The organism is Amycolatopsis lexingtonensis (assembly GCF_014873755.1).
Taxonomy (GTDB): Bacteria; Actinomycetota; Actinomycetes; order Mycobacteriales; family Pseudonocardiaceae; genus Amycolatopsis; species Amycolatopsis lexingtonensis.
In genome coordinates this window covers 6,303,315-6,325,501 of the sequence record NZ_JADBEG010000001.1, presented here as the reverse complement: position 1 = coordinate 6,325,501, position 22,187 = coordinate 6,303,315, and the positions used below count along the sequence as shown (strand labels likewise).

Here is a 22,187-nt window from a genome sequence, read left to right as displayed (position 1 = left end):
TGGTCCCTCCCTGTCCGCGATCCAGGCTAGTGCCCGGCACCGACAGGAACGGCTGCTTTCACCAGATCGGCGAGATCTTCCGACCCCTCGGGAAGCGCGTCCACCGGCCACCACCGCAGGTCGTCGGACTCGTCGCTGCGCACCGGCGAAGCGCCCGGCGGGGCGTGCACCGCGAACCGGACGTCGAAGTGGCGCGTCGGGACGCCGAGCGAGCACGTTATGGGGTGGACGTCCAGGTGCACCGGCTCGGCGGAGATGCTCAGCCCCTCGATGCCGGACTCCTCGGTGGCCTCCCGCAGCGCCGCTCCGGCCAGCGACGCGTCCGACGGCTCGCAGTGCCCGCCGAGCTGCAGCCAGCGGCCGACACGGGGGTGCAGCGTGAGCAGCACCTGCGTGCCGGTGTGGTCGAGCAGCACCGCCGACGCCGTGAGGTGCCCGGCCGCGCACGAGCGCTGACAGCTGTCCTCCCGCGCGGCCAGGAAACCGAGGAACGCCTGCCGCAGGGATTCCTGCGAAGGATCACCAGGCCGCCACGAATCCAGCGTCGAGACGGCGTCCGCGTGCAGCGTCACAGCTCCAGCAACCCTTCGCCCGGCGAAACTTCCCCGCGCGGGGGCGGCGATTCCAGCGGGACGCCGATCGCGACCGAACCCAGCGGCTGCCAGCGGTCGTCGAGGCCGAGGACGTCCCGGACGAGGCCGGCGGCGAAGATCGTCGACCCGATCCAGCACGAGCCGAGCCCTTCGGCCGCCAGCGCGACCAGCAGGCCCTGCACCGCGGCGCCGCCCGCCACGGTGAACATCGTCTTCTCGCAGTCGTTCCGGCGGTCGTCGCGGTAGGTGTGGGCGCCGTCCGGCACCAGGAACGGGATGACGACTTCCGGTGCCCGGTAGAGGATGTCGCCGCGGCTGAGCCGCTTCGCGATCTGCTCTTCGGTGAATTCGTCGCTCGCCAGGTCGGCCCGCCACGATTCGCGCATGGCGTCGAGCAGCTTCTTGCGCGTTCCGCCGTCACGCAGCCAGACGAACCGGACCGGGTGCGTGTGGTGCGGCGCGGGCGCGGTCAGCGCCGAACCCACCGCGCGCCGCAGCGCTTCCGGGTCCACCGGCTCGTCCGCGAACTGGCGCACCGAGCGCCGCGCCGGAACGGCTTCCCGGCGGCCCTGCGCGATGGCCTCGTTGGTGCCCAGCCGGAAGAGGTCCTCCTCCAGCGGCCGGATGAGCGAGCGCGCCGTCGAACCGTCGTCCTCGATCGCGAGCCCGCGCACGACCGCGACCGGCGTGCCGCCCAGCTTGCCCTTGACCAGGTCGGCGGCCGCGGCCAGCTCGTCGGCCACGGCGACCTCGGTGACGGCGAGCTCGTTGCCCTGCCCGTCGACCTGCCCGCGGTAGGCGTGCAGCACGCGCAGGCCGGACGCGCCGATCGCGTTGTCGGTCTGGCCGACGCGCCAGGCGCGGCCCATCGTGTCGGTGATGACGACGGCGACCTCGACGCCGAGCCGTTCGCGCAGGCCGTTGCGCAGCGCCAGCGCGGAGGCGTCCGGGTCGGCGGGCAGCAGCGCGACCTCGTCACCGGCCACATTGGACGCGTCGATGCCGGACGCGGCCTGCACGATGCCCAGCGGGTTCTCGGTGATCACCGTGCGCGCGATCCGCGCGACCACCCGCACGGCCTCCTGCTCGACGAGCTTGCGGCGCTCGGCGTCCCGGGCTTCGGGGTCGGACGGCACGCGGACGAGCCTGCCCTCGGCCTTGGAGACGATCTTGCTGGTCACGACCAGGACGTCGCCCGAGCGCAGCCACGGCGCCGCGGACACGATCGCGCCGGTCAGGTCGTCGCCCGGGCGGAATTCCGGGAGTCCGGGAACGGGCAGGATCTCCAGCTTGGCGGAAGCGTGGTCACTCAACAGGGGCTCCGGCGAGTTCGAGCGCCGCGCGGGCCATCGCCGCGGTCGCGTCCACATCGGACATCAGCAGCGGGACGTCGCGGACGGTCACGCCCGGCACGTCGGCCGTCTCGCCCTCGGCGATCAGCCAGCCGTCGAGCACGCCGCCGTCCTTGCGCGAGCCGTAGTGGCGGCCGACGGCCTCGGCCGACGTCTCGACGCCGATCGCGGTCAGGCACGCGTCGGCCATCCCGCGCAGCGCCTTGCCGCCGATGATCGGCGACACCCCGACGACGCCGGCCGACGTCTTGCGCAGCGCGTCACGCACGCCTGGAACGCCCAGCACGGTGCCTACCGACACGACCGGGTTCGACGGCGCGAACAGCACGGCGTCGGCCTCCTTGAGCGCTTCGAGCACGCCCGGCGCGGGCTTGGCCTCGTCGGCGCCGACCGCGACGATCGAGTGCGCCTTCGGCTCGGCGCGGTAGCGCACCCACCACTCCTGGAAGTGGATGGCCTTCTGCTGGCCGTCCTGCTCCGGGTCGTCGATCACGACGTGCGTCTCGACGCGGTCGTCCGACATCGGCAGCAGCCGGACGCCGGGCTGCCAGCGGTCGCACAGGGCCTCGGTCACCGCCGAGAGCGGGTAGCCCGCGCGCAGCATCCGCGACCGGATCAGGTGGGTGGCGATGTCCTTGTCGCCGAGCCCGAACCAGTCCGGGTCGGCGCCGTAGGCCGCGAGCTCCTCCTTGACCACCCAGGTCTCGCCCGAGTGCCCCCAGCCGCGTTCCTTGTCGATCCCGCCGCCCAGGGTGTACATGCAGGTGTCCAGGTCGGGACAGATCCGCAGCCCGTGCATCCAGACGTCGTCGCCGGTGTTGACCAGCGCCGTCACCTCGTGCTCCGACTCGGAGGCACCCTCGGGTGCCATGCCCAGCGCTGCCTTGACACCCAGCAGGAAGCGGGCCCCGCCCACTCCGCCGACCACTACCACGATCTTCACGACGTCGAATCCTCGCACGAGCCGGGTGCGGGCACCCAGTACCGGTATCTGTGGTGCGGGGCGTAGCCGAGCCCCGCGTAGAGCGCGAGTGCGCCCGAGTTCCCCTCCGCCACCTGCAACACCGCTCGGTCCGCTCCCTGTTCCACCCCCCAGGCTCCCAGCGCCGCCATCAGCGCCGACGCCAGCCCCCGCCGCCGGTGCGCCGGGCGCACGGCCAGCCGTCCGACGTGCAGCCAGCCATCCACCAGCGCGCCGCGGACCGCGGCCGTGGTGACCTCGCCGTCCGTCGCGACGCCGTAGCCGACCTTCCCGCCGGTCAGGACGGCCCGCGCGGCTCCGGTGTCGGCGTCCGACCCGAGCGCCAGCTCCCACCAGCCCGGCGTCGCCTCATCCGCCACTTTCACGTGAAAGTGCCCACCTGGGGGCGGCACTTTCACGTGAAAGTGCCGCTTGTCGAGTGGGGCGGTGAGGACGACGACCTCGTGGCCGGCGCCGTGCGCGGTGGCCGGGACCCAGCCCGCCGCCGCGATCGCGTGCTCGTTCGGGCTGTCGCGGATCACCTGCACCATCGGCGCGATCCCCCGACCGTGGGCGAAGTCACACGCCGCCCGCAGCGCCTCGGGCACCGGGCGGCCGGGGTCGCCGACGGCGAGGACGCTGTTGGCGCGCCCGGTGAAGCCGTCCGCCCAGCGCAGCCGCCACTCGCCCGAGTACTCCTCGACCACCGGCGGCCATGCTCTGCTGCAGGCGATTTCGAGCATCTCGGGTGTGTTCACCGCTAGATTGTGACGGAGGCGGTGAAAGCCGCGGAACGGATTTCCGAGGAGGTGGCCGTGGGCATCCAGCGCAAGGACGAGCGGCACAACGAGAAGCTCGTCGACGAGATCTCCGAGGGGTTCAACCGGGCCGTGGGGGAGAAGAAAGCCGAGGACGAGGCCCCCAAGCCGCGCTTCGTCATCACCGGTGACGCCCGGGCGACCCCGCCCCCGCGCCGCCGGGAGCGGTGAGCTCCATACCCGGGGTATGGCTAAGGCTTGCCTCACCAACCGAACGGGTGCCGATGCCGCGTAATGTCGGCACGGACTGGCTGTTTGCAGAGAAAAGCAGGAGTGCGCAGTGACCTACGTGATCGCCGAGCCCTGCGTCGACGTGCTCGACAAGGCGTGTATCGACGAGTGCCCCGTGGACTGCATCTACGAGGGCGAGCGGATGCTGTACATCCACCCCGACGAGTGCGTCGACTGCGGCGCCTGCGAGCCGGTCTGCCCGGTCGAGGCGATCTACTACGAGGACGACGTCCCGGACAACTGGTCGGACTACACCAAGGCCAACGTCGACTTCTTCGACGAGCTGGGCTCGCCCGGCGGCGCCTCCAAGGTGGGCAAGACGGCCAACGACCCGTCATTCATCAAGGCGCTGCCCCCGCAGGGCGAATGAGCCCGGTCGCGCTGCCCGACTTCCCCTGGGATTCGCTCGCCGAGGTCAAGGCCACGGCGCAGGCGCATCCCGGCGGGGTGGTCGACCTCTCCATCGGCACCCCGGTCGACCCGGTCCCGGCCGGCATCCGCGACGCGCTGGCGTCGGTTTCGGAGATCCCCGGGTACCCGACCACGCACGGCATCCCGGCCCTGCGCGCGGCCGCCATCGCCGCGCTCGGGCGGCGGCACGGGGTCACCGGCATCGAGCCGGACGCCGTGCTCCCGACGATCGGGTCCAAGGAGGCCGTGGCCTGGCTGCCGCGCCTGCTCGGCTTCGGCGAAGGTGACCTCGTCGTCATCCCGGAGCTGGCCTACCCGACGTACGAGGTCGGGGCGCTGCTGGCGGGCGCGTCGATCCTGCGCGCCGACAGCACGCTGGCGCTCGGCCCGCAGAAGCCGGCGATGATCTGGCTGAACTCGCCGTCCAACCCGACCGGCAAGGTGCTCCCCGCGGAGCACCTGCGCAAGGTCGTCGAGTGGGCGCGCGAGCGGGACGTCGTCGTGGTCTCCGACGAGTGCTACCTGGCGCTCGGCTGGGAGGCCGAGCCGCTGTCGATCCTGCACCCGGACGTCTCCAGCGGCCGGACCGACGGCCTGATCGCGGTGCACTCGCTGTCGAAGTCGGCGAACCTGGCCAGCTACCGCGCCGGGTTCCTGACCGGTGACCCGCGCCTGATCAAGCAACTGCTCGACATCCGCAAGCACGCGGGCATGATCGTGCCGCGCCCGGTCCAGGAGGCGATGGTCGCCGCGCTGACCGACGACGAGGCACTGGAAGCCCAGCGCGGGCGCTATGCGCGCCGCCGGCTCGTGCTGCGGAAGGCGTTGGAGGACAACGGCTTCCGCGTCGACCACTCCGAGGCCGGCCTGTACCTCTGGTCCACCCGCGACGAGGACGCCCAGGCCACCGTCGCCTGGCTGGCCGAGCGCGGGATCCTGGTCGCGCCCGGCACGTTCTACGGCCCGAAGGGCGGCAAGCACGTCCGCGTCGCGCTGACCGCGACCGACGAGCGCGTCGACGCCGCCGTGGAGCGGCTCACTCAGTAGTCGCGGCCGGTCAGGCCCCGGTAGACGAACCGGGTCAGCAGCTCGATCGCTTCTTCGTCGGTCGGCGGGGTCCAGCCCGGCGGTGAGCCGTGCAGCCACGTCGCCGCGAAGGCGTCGACGAGGTTGTACATCAGCATCCCGCAGCGGTCCGGCGTCGTGGGCAGCTTCAGCCCGGCGCGGGTGATGTGCGCGAGGTGGTCGTCGAGGTCGGCGGCCTGGGACGCGCCGAACTGCGCGAGCGTGCGCGCGAACGACTCGCTGACCATCGCCGCCTGGCGCAGCGCCAGCATCGTCGCGGCGTTGTCCCGGTAGAAGTCCCAGTACTGCTTGACGTGCCAGCGCACGGCCGCGGGGTCGCTGAAGTCGTTCTGGTGGTCCTCGTGCTCGGCGCTTTCGTCGCCGGACGCCGCGATGTCGGCCAGGAGCGCCTCGAGCAGCTCTTCCTTGCTCGCGAAGTGGTTGTAGAACGACCCCGCGGCCCGGCCCGCCTCGGCGGTGATGTCGGTGATCTTGGTGTTCAGGTAGCCCTTGCGCGCGAAGACGCGCTTGGCGGCGGCCTTGAGCGCGCCTTCGGTCTCCGCGGCCTTCTCCTTGCGGCTCGTCGCCGTCATCGGCACCTCCCTTGACACGGGACGCTAGCAGCGCCATTCTGAATCCAGATTCACTGAATGACAATTCACTGGGAGGGCGACATGGACACACGGGTGCTGATCGCGGGGGCGGGACCGACCGGGCTGACGCTGGCCATCGAGCTGGCGCGGCGGGACGTCCCCGTGCGGATCATCGACAAGGCGGAGACGTACTTCGTCGGCTCGCGCGGCGACGGGATGCAGCCGCGCACGCTGGAGGTGTTCGAGGACCTGGGCGTGCTCGACGCCGTGCTGGCCGCGGGCATGGCCCCGGTCCCGATGAAGATCCACCTCGGCGGCGAGGTGGTCGGTGAGCGGATGATGTTCGACCCGGTCGAGCCGACGCCGTCGACGCCGTACCCGACCGGCTGGTTCCTGGGCCAGTCGCAGACCGAGGGCATCCTGCGCGACCGGCTGGCGGAGTTCGGCGTGCACGTCGAGCTGAACACCGCGCTGACCGGGTTCGAGCAGGACCCCGAAGGCGTCACCGCCACGCTGAGCACGGGCGAGACCGTGCGGGCGGAGTACCTGGTCGGCGCCGACGGCGGGAAGAGCTTCGTGCGCAAGGCGCTGGGGATCGCGTTCGAGGGCACCACCGACGAGTCGATCCGGATGCTGCTCGGCGACGTCCGGGCCGAGGGGCTCGACCGGGCGTTCGGCCACTGGTTCGCGACCCCGGACGAACCGATGAACGGCATGATGTTCACCCCGCTGGCGGGGACCCCGCACTTCCAGTTCGGCGCCTCGCTCAACGACGGCGAGACCGACGTCGAGACGGCGTTGCCCGCGGTCCAGGCCCGGCTCGACGTGCTGAGCGGCGGCACGGTCAAGCTGTCCGACCTGGCCTGGTCGACGGTGTGGCGGCCGAACGTCCGGCTCGCGGCGCGGTTCCGCGACGGCCGCGTGTTCCTGGCCGGCGACGCGGCGCACGTCCACCCGCCGACCGGCGGTCAGGGCCTCAACACCGGCGTCCAGGACGGCTACAACCTGGGCTGGAAGCTCGCCGACGGTTCGCCCGAGCTGCTCGACAGCTACGAGCCGGAGCGGCGCACGGTCGCGGCCCGGGTGCTCGGGGTCTCGACGGCGCTGCTGCAGAAGTACGTCGACGGCGACGAGGACGCCCACCGCCGCGGCGAAGACACCCAGCAGCTGGACGTCGGCTACCGCGGCGGCCCGCTGTCCCCGGCGGGAACGGGCGCGCTGCGGCCGGGCGACCGGGCACCGGACGCGCCGCTGGCCGACGCGAACGGCAAGCGGGTCCGGCTGTTCGAGCTGTTCCGCGGCCCCCACTCGACGGAGCTGCTGTTCGGTGAGGGCGAGACGGCGGGGTACCGGATCCTGCCGGCGGGGAGCGTGCCGACGGGCACGGACCTGGTCGACGAGGGCGGCCACGCGTACGCGGCTTACGAGGCTTCGGACGGGCGGCGGGTGCTCATCCGGCCGGACGGGTACGTCTGGTCGATGTCCTGAGCACCGGAGCCCGGCCGAAACGTCTTGAATGAGTCATTCAGGTCGTCGGAGGTCCTGAATGACTCATTCAAGACCTCCGGTCAGGCGTGCAGGGCTTGGGCGGCGGTGTCGACGGCGGCCCAGGAAGCCCGCCAGGTCGCGCGGGCCTCGGCGCGGCGGGCCAGCTCGCGCTCGGCGATCCGGCCGGCGACGAAGCCGACCTCGCCGTCGGCCGACGCCAGCACTGAGCGCATCCGCTCGGCCGCGACGACCGCGTCCTGGTGGTCGCCCAGCACCGTCTGGAAGTCGCGGGTCGCCTTGATCAGGGCCTTGATCCGCTTCGCCCGCTTCTTCTTCGCCGACGTCTGGGCCAGCTCGGCGGCGTAGCGCAGCTTCTTGCCGTGGATGCGCAGGGCGTGCAGGTCGTCGTCCGGCGGGTCGGCGGGCAGGGCGCGGACGGCCTTGGCGAGCTTGCGGTGCGGCTTCGCGAGCCCGCCGACCAGGTCGTGCGGCTGGTCGGGCACGTCGGCCGTCGAGCGGGTCAGCAGGCTGACCTCGCGCAGCAGCGTCGAGTAGCGGGCGCTGGTCAGGGCCCGGGTCAGCCGCCGCTTCGCCGCCGCGCGCTCGGTGACGAACCGGGACACCAGGCGGTGCCCGGCGGCCTGGTCGCGGACCTCGAAGTCGGCGATGACCTCGCGCAGGTGCCCGATCAGGACGTCGTAGTCACGCACCTCGCCGAGCGACTGCCCGAGCCAGCCGAGTTCCGCGCGCACCGGCTCGGCGCCGTCGCCGACCAGCCCGCCGGACAGCTTGAGCACGCTGCGCATCCGCCGCAGGGCGACACGCATCTGGTGCAGGTCCTCGGGATCCGCGCCGGAGCGCGTGCCGGCTTCGTACGCGAGCAGCGCGCGGATCTCCCGGTCGAGCTTGGCCCGCACGTGGTGCGCGGCCGGGTCGGCGGGCCCGGCTTCCACCGGTGCGTCCGGCAGGCCCAGCTCGGCCGGGGTGCGAGGCAACGATTCGGTGGTCACCCCATGAATGGTAGGTGAATTCGCAGTGTCAGTCGTTGGCGTGCAGCATCGCGTTCAGCTCGACCCCGGTGCCCCGCCGCGGCACGACCTCGACCGCACCGGTGCCCGAGTTGCGGCGGAACACCGCGCCGGAAATGCCGTTGAGCTCGAGGGCCTTCACGACCTTGCCCTCGACGACGACCTTCGTCCCCGCCGTCACGTACAGGCCGGCTTCGACGACCGAGTCGTCGCCCAGGGAGATGCCGATGCCGCCGTTCGCGCCGATCAGGCAGCGCTCGCCCAGGGAGATCGTCTCCTTGCCGCCGCCGGAGAGCGTGCCCATGATCGACGCGCCGCCGCCGACGTCCGAGCCGTCGCCGACGACCACGCCGGCCGAGATCCGGCCTTCGACCATGGACGCGCCGAGCGTGCCGGCGTTGAAGTTGACGAAGCCCTCGTGCATGACCGTGGTGCCGGACGCCAGGTGGGCGCCGAGCCGGACGCGGTCGGCGTCGCCGATCCGGACGCCGGACGGCATGACGTAGTCGACCATCCGCGGGAACTTGTCCACGCTGTACACGGTCACCGGGCCGCGCGCCCGCAGCCGCAGGCGCGTCTGCTCGAAGCCTTCGACCGGGCACGGGCCGTGGTTGGTCCACACGACGTTGGCCAGCAGGCCGAACATGCCGTCGAGGTTCTGGCCGTGCGGGCGGACCAGCCGGTGCGAGAGCAGGTGCAGCCGCAGGTACATGTCGTGCGTGTCGGCCGGTGCGTCGGCGAGCTTGCCGATCGTGGTCCGGACGGCGACGACCTCGACCCCGCGGTCGGTGTCCGGGCCGAGCAGGCCCGCGGCCGCTTCGCCGAGGATTTCGGTCGCTTCCGCCGCGCTCAGGCGCTGGGTGCCGGGGGTCCCGCCCTCGACGAGCTTGGGCTGCGGGTACCAGGTGTCGAGGACCGTCCCGTCGGTCGCGACGGTGGCCAGCCCGACGCCGCTGGCGCCGGTCGTTTCGGGGTTCGGGCTCTGCTCGCTCACGGCCCTCACCGTAGTGGAGTGACGCGGATCAACCACTCGTGGGCCGCGCGTCTACCTGCCCCTTCAGGCCCGAGAGGGCGGCGGCGACGTCGACCAGCGCCTGCGTGCAGGGGCCGCCCACGTCCGGCACGGTCGTGCAGCCCGCGCTGCGGAACGCCTTCACGGCGGTGTCGAGCTTGTCCGCCTCGGCGACCAGCCGCGGGTCGCGGTCGTCCGCGCGCTTGCGGGCCGCGCCCGGCACGTTGCCGACCTCCGTGACGTACTTCTCACAGCCCTTCGGCAGCTGCGTGCGCGGGCTCGCGTAGCACTGGTCGGCGGTCAGCGCGTCGAGCTTCGTCGGGAGCGCGTCCGGGCCCGGCTCGCCGCCCTGCTTGGGCGTCGGGCCCGCTTCGCTGCCGCAGCCGGACAGGACCAGGACCAGCAACGCGCCGCCCACGGCGACCGGGAACTTACGCACACCCTCACGGTAGCGTGCCGGGCATGAGCCTCGACCTGCGCGCCGATCCCGTCGACCTGACCGCGGCCCTCGTGGACGTCTTCAGCGTGTCCGGTTCGGAGGCCGAGCTCGCGACGCTGGTGCAGGAAGCGCTCCAGGAGCAGGCACCGCACCTGGAGGTCGTCCGCAACGGCGATGCCGTCCTCGCGCGCACGAACCTCGGCCGCGGCTCGCGGGTCGTGCTCGCCGGGCACCTGGACACGGTGCCGGAGAACGGCAACTTCCCGTCGCGGCGCGAAGGCACCGGCGACGACGAGGTCCTGCACGGCCTCGGCTCGGTCGACATGAAGGGCGGCGACGCCGTCTTCCTGCACCTGGCCGCGACGCTGCCGTCGCCGAAGCACGACGTCACGTTCGTCTTCTACGACAACGAAGAGGTCGAGGCGGTCAAGAACGGCCTCGGCCGGATCGAGCGCGAGCTGCCGGAGTGGCTGGCGGGCGACCTGGCCATCGTCGGCGAGCCGTCCAACGGCGTCATCGAGGCCGGCTGCCAGGGCACGATGCGCGTCGAGCTGCGGTTTTCCGGCAAGCGCGCGCACACGGCGCGGGCGTGGATGGGCGAGAACGCGATCCACGCGCTGGCCGGCCCCCTGCGGCGGCTGGCCGAGTACGAGCCGCGGATCGTCGACATCGACGGCCTGACCTACCGCGAGGGCCTCCAGGCGACCGCGATCAGCGGCGGGGTGGCGGGCAACGTCGTCCCGGACGCGGCGGTCCTGACGGTGAACCACCGCTTCGCCCCGGACCGCTCGCCGGAAGCCGCCGAGCGCCACCTGCGCGAGGTCTTCGACGGCTACGAACTGTCCGTTGTGGACCTTTCCCCGGGAGCACTGCCCGGCCTGTCGGCCCCGGCGGCGGCGGAACTGGTGACGGCGGCGGGCGGCCGCGCGGCGGCGAAGCTGGGCTGGACGGACGTGGCCCGCTTCGCGGCGTTGGGCATGCCGGCGGTGAACTTCGGCCCGGGGAACCCGACGCTGGCGCACACGCAGCAGGAGAACGTGCGGACGGCGGAGATCCGGCAGGTCGCGGAGGTCCTCCGCAAGTTCCTGGGCTGAGTCCCGAGCGCCCCAATGAGGTTTTCTCAGTAGCGGTGTGGTTCCGCGAATAGGCGTGGGGCCCCTGGTAGGACTGGATTTGCGAAGATCAAGTCCGAGGTTCCAGAGGCCCCACGTGATCAATTATGGCGCCACCCTCGACGTGGCGCGCGAGCTGGTCTGGTTCGTTGCCCGTGTCCTGCAGACCGAGCGGCTGCGGCGCGGCACCCGCCGCGGCCGGCGCGCCCTGACCCCCTACCGGCACGCGGTCCTGGCGCTGCGCTGGTTCCGCGACGCCACCCCCGTGCACCGGCTGGCCACCGACCACCACATCAGCACCGCCACCGCCTACCGCTACCTGCACGAAGCCATCACCGCCCTCGCCGCCCAAGCCCCGGACCTGCACCAAGTCCTGGCCGACCGCCGCGCCCGGGGTGACACCCACGTGATCCTCGACGGCAGCCTCATCTCCTGCGACCGGGTCGCGGCGACCACGACCAAAACCAAAGGCAAGAACCGCGGCCGGACCGTGCACCTGTGGTACTCGGGCAAACACCGAGCCTTCGGCGGAAACATCCAGTTCCTGGCCAGCGCCGACGGATTCCCGCTGTGGGTCTCCCCGGTGCTGCCCGGCTCCCGCAACGACCTCTCCGCCGCCCGCGACCTCGACATCATCGGCGCGTTAACCGCCGCCGCAGCCCACGGCCTGCCCACCCTGGCCGACAAGGCCTACCACTCCGCCGGCATCGGCATCTACACCCCGGTCAAGAAAGCCGCCGGCCAACCACCCCTCCACCTCCGCCAACGGGTCTACAACCAGCTGCAATCCCGAGCCCGCGCCCTCGGCGAACGCGCCATGGCCATCCTCAAAACCCGCTGGTCAGCCCTACACCGCATCAGCCTCTGCCCACACCGCATCGGCACCATCGTCCAAGCAGCCCTCGTCCTCACCCACCACGAACACCACGGACGCTACTGAGAAAACCTCAATGTGGCCTTCGGTGCGTGAGACGCACCCAAGGCGGCCTTCGGTGCGTCCGACGCAACCAAGGCCACCTTGGGGCGTTGTGGCCGTCGTCACACCCGTGGGTCCTGAGCTGCGGTGACGCAGCGTCGCCACAGGTCACCGCAACTTTTCGCCGTTCTCGCCCGTATCCACTGGTGAAGCCGCGCACCCGGGGAGGACCCATGCCCAAAACCGCTGGACGAGCAGCGTTCGCCGCTGTGCTCGCCGTGGCGGTGGCCGGGGTGCTCACCGCCTGTGAGCAGCAGCCGGTGGCCGCGCCGGCGGCCGGGCCGATCCTCACCGCCATCGGGGAGGCCACCGCGCTGCCGCCGCCGCCCGACGAGCCGGCGGCACCCGTCACGCAGGCCGCGCCCGTCGAGGTGGCCATCACCTTCCCGCGGACCGGGTCCGGGCAGTGGATGTTCACCCCGGGCAGCGACGAGGTCGCCGGCACCCAAGGTCGCCTGATGCGGTACCGGATCGCGCTGGAGACCGACATCGACGGCGTCGGGCCCGTCGACTTCGCGAAGAAGATCCGCGGCATCCTCGGCGACCCCCGCGGCTGGACCGCCGGCGGGCAGTGGCGGCTGCAGCAGGTCGGGCCGACCGACAGCGCCGACTTCACGATCTACCTGGCCACCCCCGCCAGCCGCGACAAGCTGTGCGGGGGTACCCCGGACAGCTACACGTCCTGCCGCAACGGCAGCAACGTCGTGCTCAACGTCGCCCGCTGGGCCAACGCCGTGCCGAACTACGGGGCCCCGCTCGACGTCTACCGCCAGTACATGGTCACGCACGAGACCGGGCACCGGCTCGGGCAGGGCCACGAGCTGTGCCCCGGCCCGGGAAAGCCGGCGCCGGTGATGGAGCAGCAGACGCTCGGGCTGCACGGCTGCGTCCCGAACCCCTGGCCCTTCCCGGACGGCGGCGGCCGCGAATACGCCGGCCCGCCGGGGGAGTACGACGACCCCATCCCGGCGGGCGACTCCTAGGCTTGCCGCATGCCGGACACCACTCCGACCTGGCGCCCCGTCGAGGACGACGTCGTTCAGGGGCGGCAACGCCTGGTCTTCGTCCGCGAACGTGACAGCTACCTCCTGACCACTCTCGCCGTCTACGCCGACGGGGTCGTCGCCTGGCAGTGGGAGCCGACCGACTTCGACGGCCTTCGCGCCGCGTTCGCCGACGGCACCCTGACCCTCGCGCCACCCGAGGACGCGAGGGTCACCGTGAGCGGCACCGCCGCCGGCACGGCGCGGCTGGAGTCCTGGTTGACGCCCGAGTCGGTCATCGCGGACCTCGCCGACGAGGTGGACCGGCTCAACGACCGGCCGGATTCCGCCGGACGCTGCTGGGACGCACTCGTCGCGTATGCCGCCGAACCGAGCCCGGCCAACCTGGAGATCGTCCGCGAGCGGTACCACGCGGTGCCCGAACACCGGCGGATCTACGTGCTGGGTGACATGGACCAGAACGACGTGCCGGTACGGATCCTTCTCGCCGAGCCGGGCGAGACGATCCCGGCCCGGCGCCCGGACCGCACCCTCACCGTGACGCCGGAGGTGCGAGACCGGGCGGTGGACTACTTCCGCCGCGGCGAGCGCGGTGTCGCCGAGTCTCGGCGGCGGAACTCGGCGGACGGGCCGGAGACGGCGAGCGCGCTCCCGCTGCGGATCGGCGGATGGGTCTACCCGAGCGGCTGGCCGGAGCCGCCGGGCCCCGAGGTGCTGCAGATCGACTACCCGGCACTGGTCGTCCACGACGGCCGCGAGTACCGGACGGTCATGCACGCCTACTGGGCGCTGTCCACCGACGACGACGCCTGGCGCGACCGGATCGCCGCCGCCGAGCGCGGCCTCGACGCCCGGAACCTCGCCGAGCGGGCACCCCGCCGGGACGGCTGGTCCGCGGTGCGGCTCGGGGTGATGGCCGCGCTCCTGCGGGACAAGTTCGACCGGCATCCGGCGATGGCACGGCAGCTGCGGGAAACCGGCGACGCCCGGCTGCTCTACGGCGACCGGGGATCGCCGTACTGGAGTTCCGACGGCACCAACTGGGTGGGGCGCCTGCTGGAGCTGGTGCGGTCGGAACTCGCGGGACGCTGACTCAGCGGCCCTGCAAGGACTTGACGTTGTCGCCGAAGGTCCAGCCCTTCGAGCCGTCCCAGTTGATCGACCAGTCCATCAGGCCCTTGAGACCCGGAACCGACCGCCACGCCTGGGAAACCAGGCTCGGCGACAGGTACCCGCCACCCGCGCCGGGCTGGGCCGGCAGGCCGGGAACCTGCTTGTCGTAGGGGACGCGGATCGTCGTGCCCTGCACGACCAGTCCGTTGTTCAGGCACTGCGTCTGCACGGTGAAGCCCTGCACGGTCCCGGCCTGGTACGAATCACCGGCGCAGCCGTACATGGATCCGTTGTAGTACTGCATGTTCAGCCACCACAGCCGGCCGTTGTCCGCGTACTTCTTGATGATCGGCAGATACGCGCCCCAGATCGAGCCGTAGGTGATGCTGCCGCCGGTCACGTACGCGGTTTCCGGCGCCATCGTGAGCCCGAAGCCCGCCGGCATCTGCGCGAGCACGCCGTCGATGATGCGGATCAGGTTCGCCTGCGACGCCGAGAGGGTGGTGATGTTTCCGCTGCCGGTCAGGCCGGTCTCGATGTCGATGTCGATCCCGTCGAAGTTGTACTGCTTCAGGATCGGGACGACCGTGGCGACGAACTTGTCCGCCACCGCCGACGACGAGAGGTCGATCCCGGCCGCCGCGCCGCCGATGGACATCAGGATCGTCGCGCCCGCGGCCTTCGCCGCGCACATCTCGGTGGGCGTGGACACCTTCACACCGGCGTCCATCCCGTTCTCCCACAACACGGTCCCGTCGGAGCGGATCACCGGGAAGGCGGCGTTGATGACGTTGTAGCCGTGCTGGGCCATCCGGCTGTCGGTGATCGGCACCCACCCCATGCCGGGGTGGACGCCGTTCGCGGCGCCGTCCCAGTTCTCCCAGTAGCCCTGGAGGACCTTGCCCGCGGCCGTGGTTTCACCGCGCACGTGTCGGCCTGCACCGCCCCCTGCGCGGGGGCCGGCACGAGCAGCGGGACGGCCAATACCGCTGCCAGAAGGGTTCCGAACAGGCGGGTTCTGCGACCGGACATACCGATTCCCATCGTCGTTGAGGGTGAACGCGGCGTGTCCGCCCAAGATAAGCGCCGCGGGGAACCGGTGACTACCTACGAACGGGTGGTCTAGACAAATTTGCGAGGGCGGCACTTTCACGTGAAAGTGCCGCCCTCGGCGGGGTCAGACGGTGAGTGTCCAGGAGGACAGGTAGCCGGTGTCGGCCGGGCCGACGTCCCGGATGCGGAGCTGCCACGCGCCGTTCGCGGCTTCCGAAGAAGCGTTGACGGTGTAGGTGGTGTCGAGGTTCGGCGTCGAGTCGCTGCTGGAGTTCTTCAGCCGGTACGCCGTGCCGTCCGGGGCGACGAGGTCGATGACCAGGTCACCGCGGTAGGTGTGGGTGATGTGCACCTCGGCCTTGGTCGTGCCGGACGCGTTGCGCGCGCAGCCGGCGACGTTCGCGGTGCTGTTCACCGCGGCGCCCGGGTAGTCCGGGATGTCGAGGCGCGTCGAATTGGTGACTGGCGCGCACGACGACGTCCCGACGCCGAGCGAGAACGACGCCGTGTGGTCGGTGTTCGCGCCGTCGGCCGTCACCGTGATCGGGAAGGTGCCGGTCGGCGTGCTCGACGACGTCGAGATCGTCAGCGTCGAAGAGCCGCCCGAGGAGATGGTGGCCGGGCTGAACGACGCCGTCGCGCCCGCGGGCAGGCCGGACGCCGACAGCGAGATCGACTGCGCGCTCCCGGACGTCGTCGTGGTGTTCACCGCGACCGGCAGCGACTGTCCCGGTTGGACGGTCCCGGCGGTGGGGTTGAGCGCGACCGAGTAGTCGTTGCCCTGCGTCGTGGCGACGGCCAGCTTCCAGAGCGCGTACCCGATCGCGTCGGAGTTCTTCTCCAGCGGGGTGTCCGGGATGTTCGCCGTCGTGTCGCAGGCGCGGTGGTAGCAGTTGTCGAACGGCGAACCCGCGGTGCCGCCCCACTTCTGCGCCTGCGCCGAGCTCTTGATGTCGCCCGCGCCGGTGGCCAGGCCGCCGACCGGGATGCCCGCGTTCTTGAACGACGCGTGGTCGGACCGGCCGTCGCCTTCGCTGTCGCCCTCGGTCTGGATGCCGATGGAGGAGAAGTACTCGTCGAAGATCGCCTTGACCGAAGCGACGTCGTCGTAGACGAAGTAGCCCCAGTTCTTCGAGCCGATCATGTCGAAGTTGAGGTAGGTCTTGATCTTCGTGCGTTCGGTGCTCGGCAGGTTGTTGACGTAGTATTTGGAACCGACCAGGCCGGACTCTTCGTCGGCCCACCAGGCGAACCGGACGCGCTTGGCCATTGCCGGGTTGGTGCGGGCCAGCGTCAGCGCGGTTTCGAGGATCGACGCGCTGCCGGAGCCGTTGTCGTTGATGCCGGGGCCGGCGCTCACGGAGTCGAGGTGCGCGCCGAGCATGATGACCTGGCTCGCGTCGCCCTGCGGCCACTCGGCGATCAGGTTCTGCGACTGGCCGAGGCAGCTCGTGCAGGTCTGGCGGGTCGTGGTGTAGCCGGCGTTCTTGAGCAGGTTTTCCACATAGGACACTGACGCGGCGTACCCGCCGCCGCGCGCCGAACGCGTGCCGCCGTTGTTGTCGGCGATGGCCTGCAGCTGGTTGAGGTGGGTCTTGATGTTGGCCAGCGAGATGTCCGGCGCGGCGAGCGCGGTGGCCGGAGCGGCGGTGGCCGCCGGCGCGGTGACCACACCCAGCACGGCGGCCAGGGCGGTGACCCCGGCGCCGATCTTGCTCTTCCACTTCATGGCGGTGAATTCCTTCGGTGGGATGGGGAGTTCCGGTAAGGGGAAGGCGGGAGACGTGTCCGGCGGGTCAACACGAGGTATGCGTCCGGACGCATCCGAGTAAAGGATCAGCGGATCCGGGCGTCAATGCGCCGAACGGACCAACGACGCGTTAAGGATTCTCAGCTCAAAACGTACAAAGCCTGTCGCAGCAGGGCATTCACGGCCGGTGCCGCACCGGACCGACTTTCGTAGGCATTGTCCCGGACACCATCCGAACGCCTGCTCAGTCGGCTTCCGCGCCGAGCGCGATGAGCCCGTCGCGCAGCACATCCGCCGCCTCCGCCTGCTTTCCCGTCTCGCCGAGCAGCTCGCTCAACGGCCGCAACGCGCGGACCAGCACCCCGCGCGCGCCCAAGCCCGTGGCCAGCTCGACGGCGGCGCGCAGGTCCTCGGCCGCGCGCCGGCCGTCGCCGCGGGCCCTGGCCAGCGAACCCAGCTGCAGCTTCAGTTCCGCGGCCAGCGCCGTACCCGACACGACCGAGGGGCGGACCTGGTCGAGCAGCGCGGCCGCCGTTTCCAGCCGGCCCGCCGCCAGGTATTCGGCGGCGAGCTCGACGGTGATCGCCGGGACGTCGTCCGGCCACGCCGTTTCCCGCGCCGCGCCGAGGTCGGCCAGCGCGCCCTCGACGTCACCCGCGCGGCCGCGGACCCGGGCCCTGGCCAGCAGGCAGTGCGCCATCGCCGGGTGCAGCGCCCGTTCCTGCATCAGGTCGTAGGCCGCGGCGACCGACGCGGCCGCGTCGGCGAACCGGTCGGCCGCCAGGTGGCTGCGGCACACCTCGAGGTGGCTGTGGGTCAGCTCGGCCAGCACCGCGGGGCCGCCCCGGGTGAGCCGCAGCGCCGAATCCGCGTACTCCGACGCCCGCTCCAGGTCGCCTTGGCGCAGGTGCCGCTCGGCCAGGCAGGCCCGCAGCGTCAGCAGCATCGACGGCTGCGGGTAGCCGTCGCGCAGCAGCTCCGCGTGGCAGGTTTCCAGCAGGTGCAAGGAATACTGCGCCTCGCCCCAGCCGGACAGCACCGCCGCGCGCAGCGGCACGACCATCGCCCGCACCGGCGGCGGCTCGCCCGACAACGCCGTTTCGGCGGCGGCGACGTACTTCGTGCGGGCGTCGCCCGTCGAGTACCCGGCCAGCCACAGCAGCGCGATCCCGGCCTGCCGCGGCCGGTCCAGGCGTTCGGCGTGCCGTCGGATCCGCTGCATGCGCGGTGCCGCACGGCGGACGTCGCCGGCCAGGAACCGTTCCGCCGTCTCGATCAGCTCGAGGTCGAGTTCGAGCAGCTCGCGCGGGGAGCGGCCGCCGAGCAGCTCGTCGGGGTCGATGCCGAGCTGCCGGGCGAAGAACCGCAGCGCGTCGCCCGACGGCGTCCGCGCGCCGGTTTCGACCGACGACACGTACGCCGCGGAGTACTGCGGCCCGGCGAGCTCGCGCTGTGTGAGCCCGCGCTCGATGCGCAGCTCACGCAGGCGTTCGCCGACGCTCTCGCTCACCCGGGTGCCTTTCCGCCGTGGACGTCCAGGGTAGGCCGCGCGGTGGCGGGGGAGTCGCCCGCCGCCGCGCGGCCGGGATCAGCAGGCGCCGCTGTCGCTCCACACGGCCCACGAGGTGGGCGCGCCGGGCTCGGCACCGGTCGAGTACCACAGGGATGTCCACTTGTGACCGTTGTGGCCGACGACGTCGTTGGGCACGTACGCCTTCGCCACGTCCCACTCGGCGAGGCCGTCGCAGCCGGTCGGCGGGGTACCGGTGCCGACGGTCAGCGAGAACTGCGCGCTGTGGTCGGCGTCGGGGCCGTCCCCGGAGACCGTCACCTGGCTGGTGCCCTGCGGCGTGCTCGCCGAGGTGGTGATGGTCAGCGTGGTGGTGCCGCCGGACTGGACGCTCGCCGGGCTGATCGTCGCCTTCGCGCCCTCGGGCAGGCCGCTGGCCAGCAGCTGGACAGTCTGGGCGTTGCCCGACGTGACCCGCGTGGTGATGGTCGTGGTCGCCGTCTGTCCGGGCTGGACGGACGCCGACGTCGGCGACAGCGTCAGCGAGTAGTCGTTGCCGGCCGGCGGCTGGCCGCTGCACGTCGGCTCACCGCTGACCGCGGCGACGCTCACCGCGTCCCAGGCGGCCTTGGTCGAGTTGAACTCGGTGCAGCTGCCCGGGAACAACGCGATCGCCGCTTCCAGCGTGGCCTTGCGGGCGGCCCTGTGGTTCCACGACGACGTCTTCTTCAACAGGCCGTTGTAGAAGATCTTGCCTGCCTTCTGGATGCCGATGCCGGTGACGCTGGAGTTGTTGCAGGTCGGGCTGGTCGGCCCGCCGGAGCCGTTGCTGCCCTGGGAAAGCAGGTAGAACCAGTGGTTCTGCGGCCCCGCGGCGGCGTGCACCTCGGTGTTCGGGATCGACGACGAGTAGCAGTTCGGGTCGCCGATCTGGCCCGGGTTGTACATGTAGCGGATCGGGCCCTGGCCGACCAGGTTGACGCCCTCGCCGACGGTGAAGTCCGGGGTGTCCTTCGGGTTGTTGGCGTAGTACTCGGTCAGCGCGCCGAAGATGTCGCCGGTGGACTCGTTGAGCCCGCCGTTTTCGTTGCCCGACCCGGCGCCACCCGGCGTGGTCTGGAAGATGGCGTGCCCGAACTCGTGCCCGACGACGTCCATCGGCGTCGCCTGGCGCTGGTTGTCCTGCGAGTGCCCGAAGTGCGTCGACGAGCCGTCCCAGTAGGCGTTGACGTCGTTGAGGCCGACGCTCGCCCGGAAACCGCCGCCGGCACCGTCGATGCCGTTGCGGCCGAGCCAGTCGCCGAGCATCTTCCACTCCGTCTGGACGCTGTAGAGCGCGTCCACACAGCCGGTTTCGAGGTCGGTGCCGGAGCCGTTGCCCCAGCTGTTGCTGCTCTTGGTGAAGATCGAGCCGCCCTCGCGGCCGCAGGCGATGCCGCGGCGGGCCGGGTCGGTCATCGAGTAGGAGCTGCCGGAGCCGGACGTGTCGATCGAGACGGTGCCGGCGTAGTAGGAGTTGCCGGTGCCCGCCTCGCGGACGTCGTCCCGGGTGTCGAGGACGGCGCCGGTTGCGCTGTCGACGAAGACGTGCAGGTGGGTGGGCTTCCCGCCGGTGCGCCCGCTGACGACGACTTCGTAGGCGAGCTTGGGGGCGTCCCCGGCCAGCACGACCAGCTTCGGCGCCTCGGACTTGTCCACTGTGGACACCTTGGCGGTGGCGATCTTCGTGGCCTGCGCGGCGTTCAGCGTGGCCTGGGTGCCGACGGTGATCGGCGCGGTCTTCGCGGCTTCGGTGCCGCGGACGCGCCCGGCCCCGTCGGCGACGACGACCGCGTCCCCGCCGACGACCGGCAGGCCGTGGTAGGTGCGCTGGTAGGAGGCGAAGTAGAGCCCGCCGCCACCCGGGGTGACCCCGGTGCGGACGAAGGCCTCCCCGGCGCCCTTGGCGAGCCGGTCGGCGCCGTTGAGGGCGGCCTGGTCGGCGGCTCGCGCGGCGAGCGCCTCGGGTGGGGTGGCGACGGGAGGTGCGGCAGCGGCGGCCGGGATCACCGGCACCGCGAAACTCAGGGCCAGGCCGGCGATCGCCGCCAGCCCTCGTGGGGATCTCATGGGGAACCTTTCCGGGGACCGTGGGGAGTGTGTCCGACGGAATAACTGCTGTTATTGCGCCGGACGCGTCCGAGTAAAGGTTCCGGTGGGCGCGCCGGTCAATGGGCCGGATGGCGTAGTGGCCGTGCGGCAAGATCGCGGCGTTCGTGCCAAAACCGCAGGAAACGGCCGGTGTGCCGACTGGTCTGAACCAATTCACAGACTTTAGTAGGAATTTGGTCGTGGTCCGGACCACCGAGCCCAGTGGTCCGGGAATTCAGCCTTCGGTGCCTGCCGCGGAGTCGAGGCCACGGCGGTAGGCCTCGATGGCTTCGGCCAGCTGACCACGTTGTCGGAGCGCGTCGCCGAGCCGCAGCGACGTCGAAACCGCCGCCCCGTGCAGCGACGCTCCCGTTTGGATTTCCGCCGCCTCGCGCAGCAGCCGGATCGCCGTCTCCGGGTCGCCCTGCGCCTGCGCGATCTGCCCGCGCAGGCCGGTCGCCTCGCCCAGTGCCTCGACGTCGCGGGCCAGCAGCGGCCAGACCTCCGCGACCAGCGCCGCCGCCTCGTCCGGGGCACCTTGGCGGAGCCGGACCTCGGCCAGCTCGACCGTCGCACCGGCCAGGCCCTCGTCGGAACCGATCGCCGCCAGCTGGTCGCGCGCCTCCGTCAGCTCCGCGCGGGCCTCGGTGAGCCGGCCCAGCCGCCGCAGGAGGTAGCCGCGAGCCCAGCGGCAGCGGGCCGCGTCGCGGTCGAAGCCCACCGACGTGAACAGCCGGCACGCCTCCGTCAGGTCGTGCAACGCCTGGTCCGCGCGCCCGATCGCCTGCCACACCTGCGATGCCTGGCGGTGGAAGCGCGCCACGAAGTCCGGCCGCGTGGCCGCGCGCGCCAGCCGCCTGCCGTCCTCGGCCGCGCGGCGGGCGCGGTGCAGGCCGCCCATCTCCATCAGCGGGTGGATCAACGCGCTGAGCAGGCACAGCTCGGCGTCGGGGTCGGCCGGTCCCGCGGCCAGCTCCGCCTCGACGCGCGCGATCGCCGTGCCCGCGTCGCCGCTGAGGTACCGGCAGCCGGACCAGCGGTGCACGATCATCGCCCGCAGCCACGGCGGGGCCGCGGCCGCCAGTTCCTCCGCGTGCTCCAGGTCCGCCTGCGCGCCCGCGACGTCGAAGAGCTGCCACTTCACCTCGGCCTGGCAGAACCGCGCGTAGCACTCGACGTCGTCGAGGTGGTAGCCCGCGGCCTGCTTCGCCACGGCGGCGAACCGCGTCTCGGCGTCGGCGACGCGGCCCTGCTCCAGGTCGCGGTAGCCCTCGTCCAGTGCCGCCCGCAGTTCGTCGGCGACGCCCGGGGGACGGCCGAACCGCAGCTCGTCGACGGTCAGCCCGAAGCGCTCGGACAGGTAGGCCAGCATCTCGTCCGACGGCGGCCGGCTGCCGGTCTCGACCTTCGCCAGGAAGCCGCGGTCGTAGCCGGGCTCGGCGAGCTCGCGCTGGGTCCACCCGCGGTCGGTGCGCAACCGCCGGATCCGCGCGCCGAGCGGTTCGGTCATCTCCCCACGGTAGGTCATCGGCGCCGCCGTCGCGGACC

Annotated in this window: 20 protein-coding genes and 1 pseudogene; 8 read left to right on the top strand and 13 right to left on the bottom strand. The window is 71.9% G+C overall.

What is annotated here, in order from left to right:
* Positions 1-26 precede the first annotated feature (26 nt).
* Genes H4696_RS28540 through H4696_RS28525 form a run of 4 tightly spaced genes read right to left on the bottom strand, consistent with a single transcriptional unit; the run spans position 27 to position 3,664 of the window.
* Positions 27-572 (bottom strand): NUDIX hydrolase, encoded by a 546-nt coding sequence (locus tag H4696_RS28540; RefSeq protein ID WP_086865710.1) that lies wholly within the window; start codon positions 570-572, stop codon positions 27-29.
* On the bottom strand, positions 569-1,963 hold the full coding sequence (locus H4696_RS28535; RefSeq protein ID WP_086865711.1) for a coenzyme F420-0:L-glutamate ligase: 1,395 nt from the start codon (positions 1,961-1,963) through the stop codon (positions 569-571). The genes H4696_RS28540 and H4696_RS28535 overlap by 4 nt, the downstream gene beginning before the upstream one ends.
* A complete protein-coding gene (cofD, locus tag H4696_RS28530; RefSeq protein ID WP_192782587.1) occupies positions 1,899-2,888 on the bottom strand; it encodes a 2-phospho-L-lactate transferase in 990 nt (329 codons plus the stop codon). The genes H4696_RS28535 and cofD overlap by 65 nt, the downstream gene beginning before the upstream one ends.
* A complete protein-coding gene (locus H4696_RS28525) occupies positions 2,885-3,664 on the bottom strand; it encodes a GNAT family N-acetyltransferase (protein WP_086865076.1) in 780 nt (259 codons plus the stop codon). The genes cofD and H4696_RS28525 overlap by 4 nt, the downstream gene beginning before the upstream one ends.
* A 57-nt stretch (positions 3,665-3,721) precedes the next feature.
* Between H4696_RS28525 and H4696_RS28520 the strand changes: the two genes are divergently transcribed.
* The 3 genes from H4696_RS28520 (at position 3,722) to dapC (ending at position 5,413) form a co-directional block, all read left to right on the top strand.
* Positions 3,722-3,895, top strand: coding sequence for a hypothetical protein (locus tag H4696_RS28520; RefSeq protein ID WP_086865078.1), 174 nt, complete (start codon positions 3,722-3,724; stop codon positions 3,893-3,895).
* A gap of 109 nt (positions 3,896-4,004) precedes the next feature.
* Positions 4,005-4,325, top strand: a complete 321-nt coding sequence (gene fdxA / locus H4696_RS28515; RefSeq protein ID WP_086865075.1) for a ferredoxin — start codon at positions 4,005-4,007, stop codon at positions 4,323-4,325.
* Positions 4,322-5,413 (top strand): succinyldiaminopimelate transaminase, encoded by a 1,092-nt coding sequence (gene dapC / locus H4696_RS28510; protein ID WP_086865074.1) that lies wholly within the window; start codon positions 4,322-4,324, stop codon positions 5,411-5,413. The genes fdxA and dapC overlap by 4 nt, the downstream gene beginning before the upstream one ends.
* Here dapC and H4696_RS28505 read toward each other — a convergent pair.
* Positions 5,407-6,024 (bottom strand): TetR/AcrR family transcriptional regulator, encoded by a 618-nt coding sequence (locus H4696_RS28505; RefSeq protein WP_086865073.1) that lies wholly within the window; start codon positions 6,022-6,024, stop codon positions 5,407-5,409. The genes dapC and H4696_RS28505 overlap by 7 nt on opposite strands.
* Positions 6,025-6,105: 81 nt before the next feature.
* Between H4696_RS28505 and H4696_RS28500 the strand changes: the two genes are divergently transcribed.
* The gene (locus tag H4696_RS28500) at positions 6,106-7,512 is read left to right on the top strand and encodes an FAD-dependent monooxygenase (protein WP_086865072.1); all 1,407 of its coding nucleotides are present in this window, start codon (positions 6,106-6,108) and stop codon (positions 7,510-7,512) included.
* Positions 7,513-7,592: 80 nt separating this feature from the next.
* Here H4696_RS28500 and H4696_RS28495 read toward each other — a convergent pair whose 3' ends face one another.
* Genes H4696_RS28495 through H4696_RS28485 form a run of 3 tightly spaced genes read right to left on the bottom strand, consistent with a single transcriptional unit; the run spans position 7,593 to position 9,970 of the window.
* Positions 7,593-8,522, bottom strand: a complete 930-nt coding sequence (locus H4696_RS28495; RefSeq protein WP_086865071.1) for a CHAD domain-containing protein — start codon at positions 8,520-8,522, stop codon at positions 7,593-7,595.
* A gap of 28 nt (positions 8,523-8,550) precedes the next feature.
* On the bottom strand, positions 8,551-9,534 hold the full coding sequence (dapD, locus tag H4696_RS28490) for a 2,3,4,5-tetrahydropyridine-2,6-dicarboxylate N-succinyltransferase (RefSeq protein ID WP_086865070.1): 984 nt from the start codon (positions 9,532-9,534) through the stop codon (positions 8,551-8,553).
* Positions 9,535-9,562: 28 nt separating this feature from the next.
* Positions 9,563-9,970, bottom strand: coding sequence for a hypothetical protein (locus H4696_RS28485; RefSeq protein WP_086865077.1), 408 nt, complete (start codon positions 9,968-9,970; stop codon positions 9,563-9,565).
* A gap of 44 nt (positions 9,971-10,014) precedes the next feature.
* On the opposite strand from H4696_RS28485, the gene dapE reads away from it, so the two are divergent.
* The 4 genes from dapE to H4696_RS28465 all read left to right on the top strand — a co-directional run bounded on the left by dapE (position 10,015) and on the right by H4696_RS28465 (position 14,175).
* Positions 10,015-11,085 carry a succinyl-diaminopimelate desuccinylase gene (gene dapE, locus H4696_RS28480; protein ID WP_192782586.1) on the top strand — a complete coding sequence of 357 codons (1,071 nt, stop codon included), beginning with the start codon at positions 10,015-10,017 and terminating at the stop codon, positions 11,083-11,085.
* Between the two features lie 115 nt (positions 11,086-11,200).
* Entirely contained in the window at positions 11,201-12,043 is an 843-nt protein-coding gene (locus tag H4696_RS28475; protein ID WP_086864916.1) for a transposase family protein, read from the top strand.
* A gap of 209 nt (positions 12,044-12,252) precedes the next feature.
* Entirely contained in the window at positions 12,253-13,062 is an 810-nt protein-coding gene (locus tag H4696_RS28470; protein ID WP_086862909.1) for a DUF3152 domain-containing protein, read from the top strand.
* Positions 13,063-13,071: 9 nt separating this feature from the next.
* Positions 13,072-14,175, top strand: a complete 1,104-nt coding sequence (locus H4696_RS28465; protein ID WP_086862908.1) for an NADAR family protein — start codon at positions 13,072-13,074, stop codon at positions 14,173-14,175.
* A 1-nt stretch (position 14,176) separates the two neighbouring features.
* On the opposite strand, the pseudogene H4696_RS28460 reads toward H4696_RS28465, so the two are convergent.
* The 5 genes and pseudogenes from H4696_RS28460 to H4696_RS28440 form a co-directional block, all read right to left on the bottom strand.
* Positions 14,177-15,228 (bottom strand): annotated as a pseudogene (locus tag H4696_RS28460) (chitinase).
* A gap of 145 nt (positions 15,229-15,373) precedes the next feature.
* Positions 15,374-16,978 carry a M28 family metallopeptidase gene (locus tag H4696_RS28455; protein ID WP_086862907.1) on the bottom strand — a complete coding sequence of 535 codons (1,605 nt, stop codon included), beginning with the start codon at positions 16,976-16,978 and terminating at the stop codon, positions 15,374-15,376.
* Between the two features lie 265 nt (positions 16,979-17,243).
* Positions 17,244-18,509 (bottom strand): helix-turn-helix domain-containing protein, encoded by a 1,266-nt coding sequence (locus H4696_RS28450; RefSeq protein WP_086862906.1) that lies wholly within the window; start codon positions 18,507-18,509, stop codon positions 17,244-17,246.
* A gap of 78 nt (positions 18,510-18,587) precedes the next feature.
* Positions 18,588-20,618 carry a M4 family metallopeptidase gene (locus H4696_RS28445; protein WP_086862905.1) on the bottom strand — a complete coding sequence of 677 codons (2,031 nt, stop codon included), beginning with the start codon at positions 20,616-20,618 and terminating at the stop codon, positions 18,588-18,590.
* A gap of 256 nt (positions 20,619-20,874) precedes the next feature.
* Complete coding sequence (locus tag H4696_RS28440; RefSeq protein WP_192782585.1) at positions 20,875-22,167, bottom strand: helix-turn-helix domain-containing protein; 1,293 nt, start codon at positions 22,165-22,167, stop codon at positions 20,875-20,877.
* Positions 22,168-22,187 lie beyond the last annotated feature (20 nt).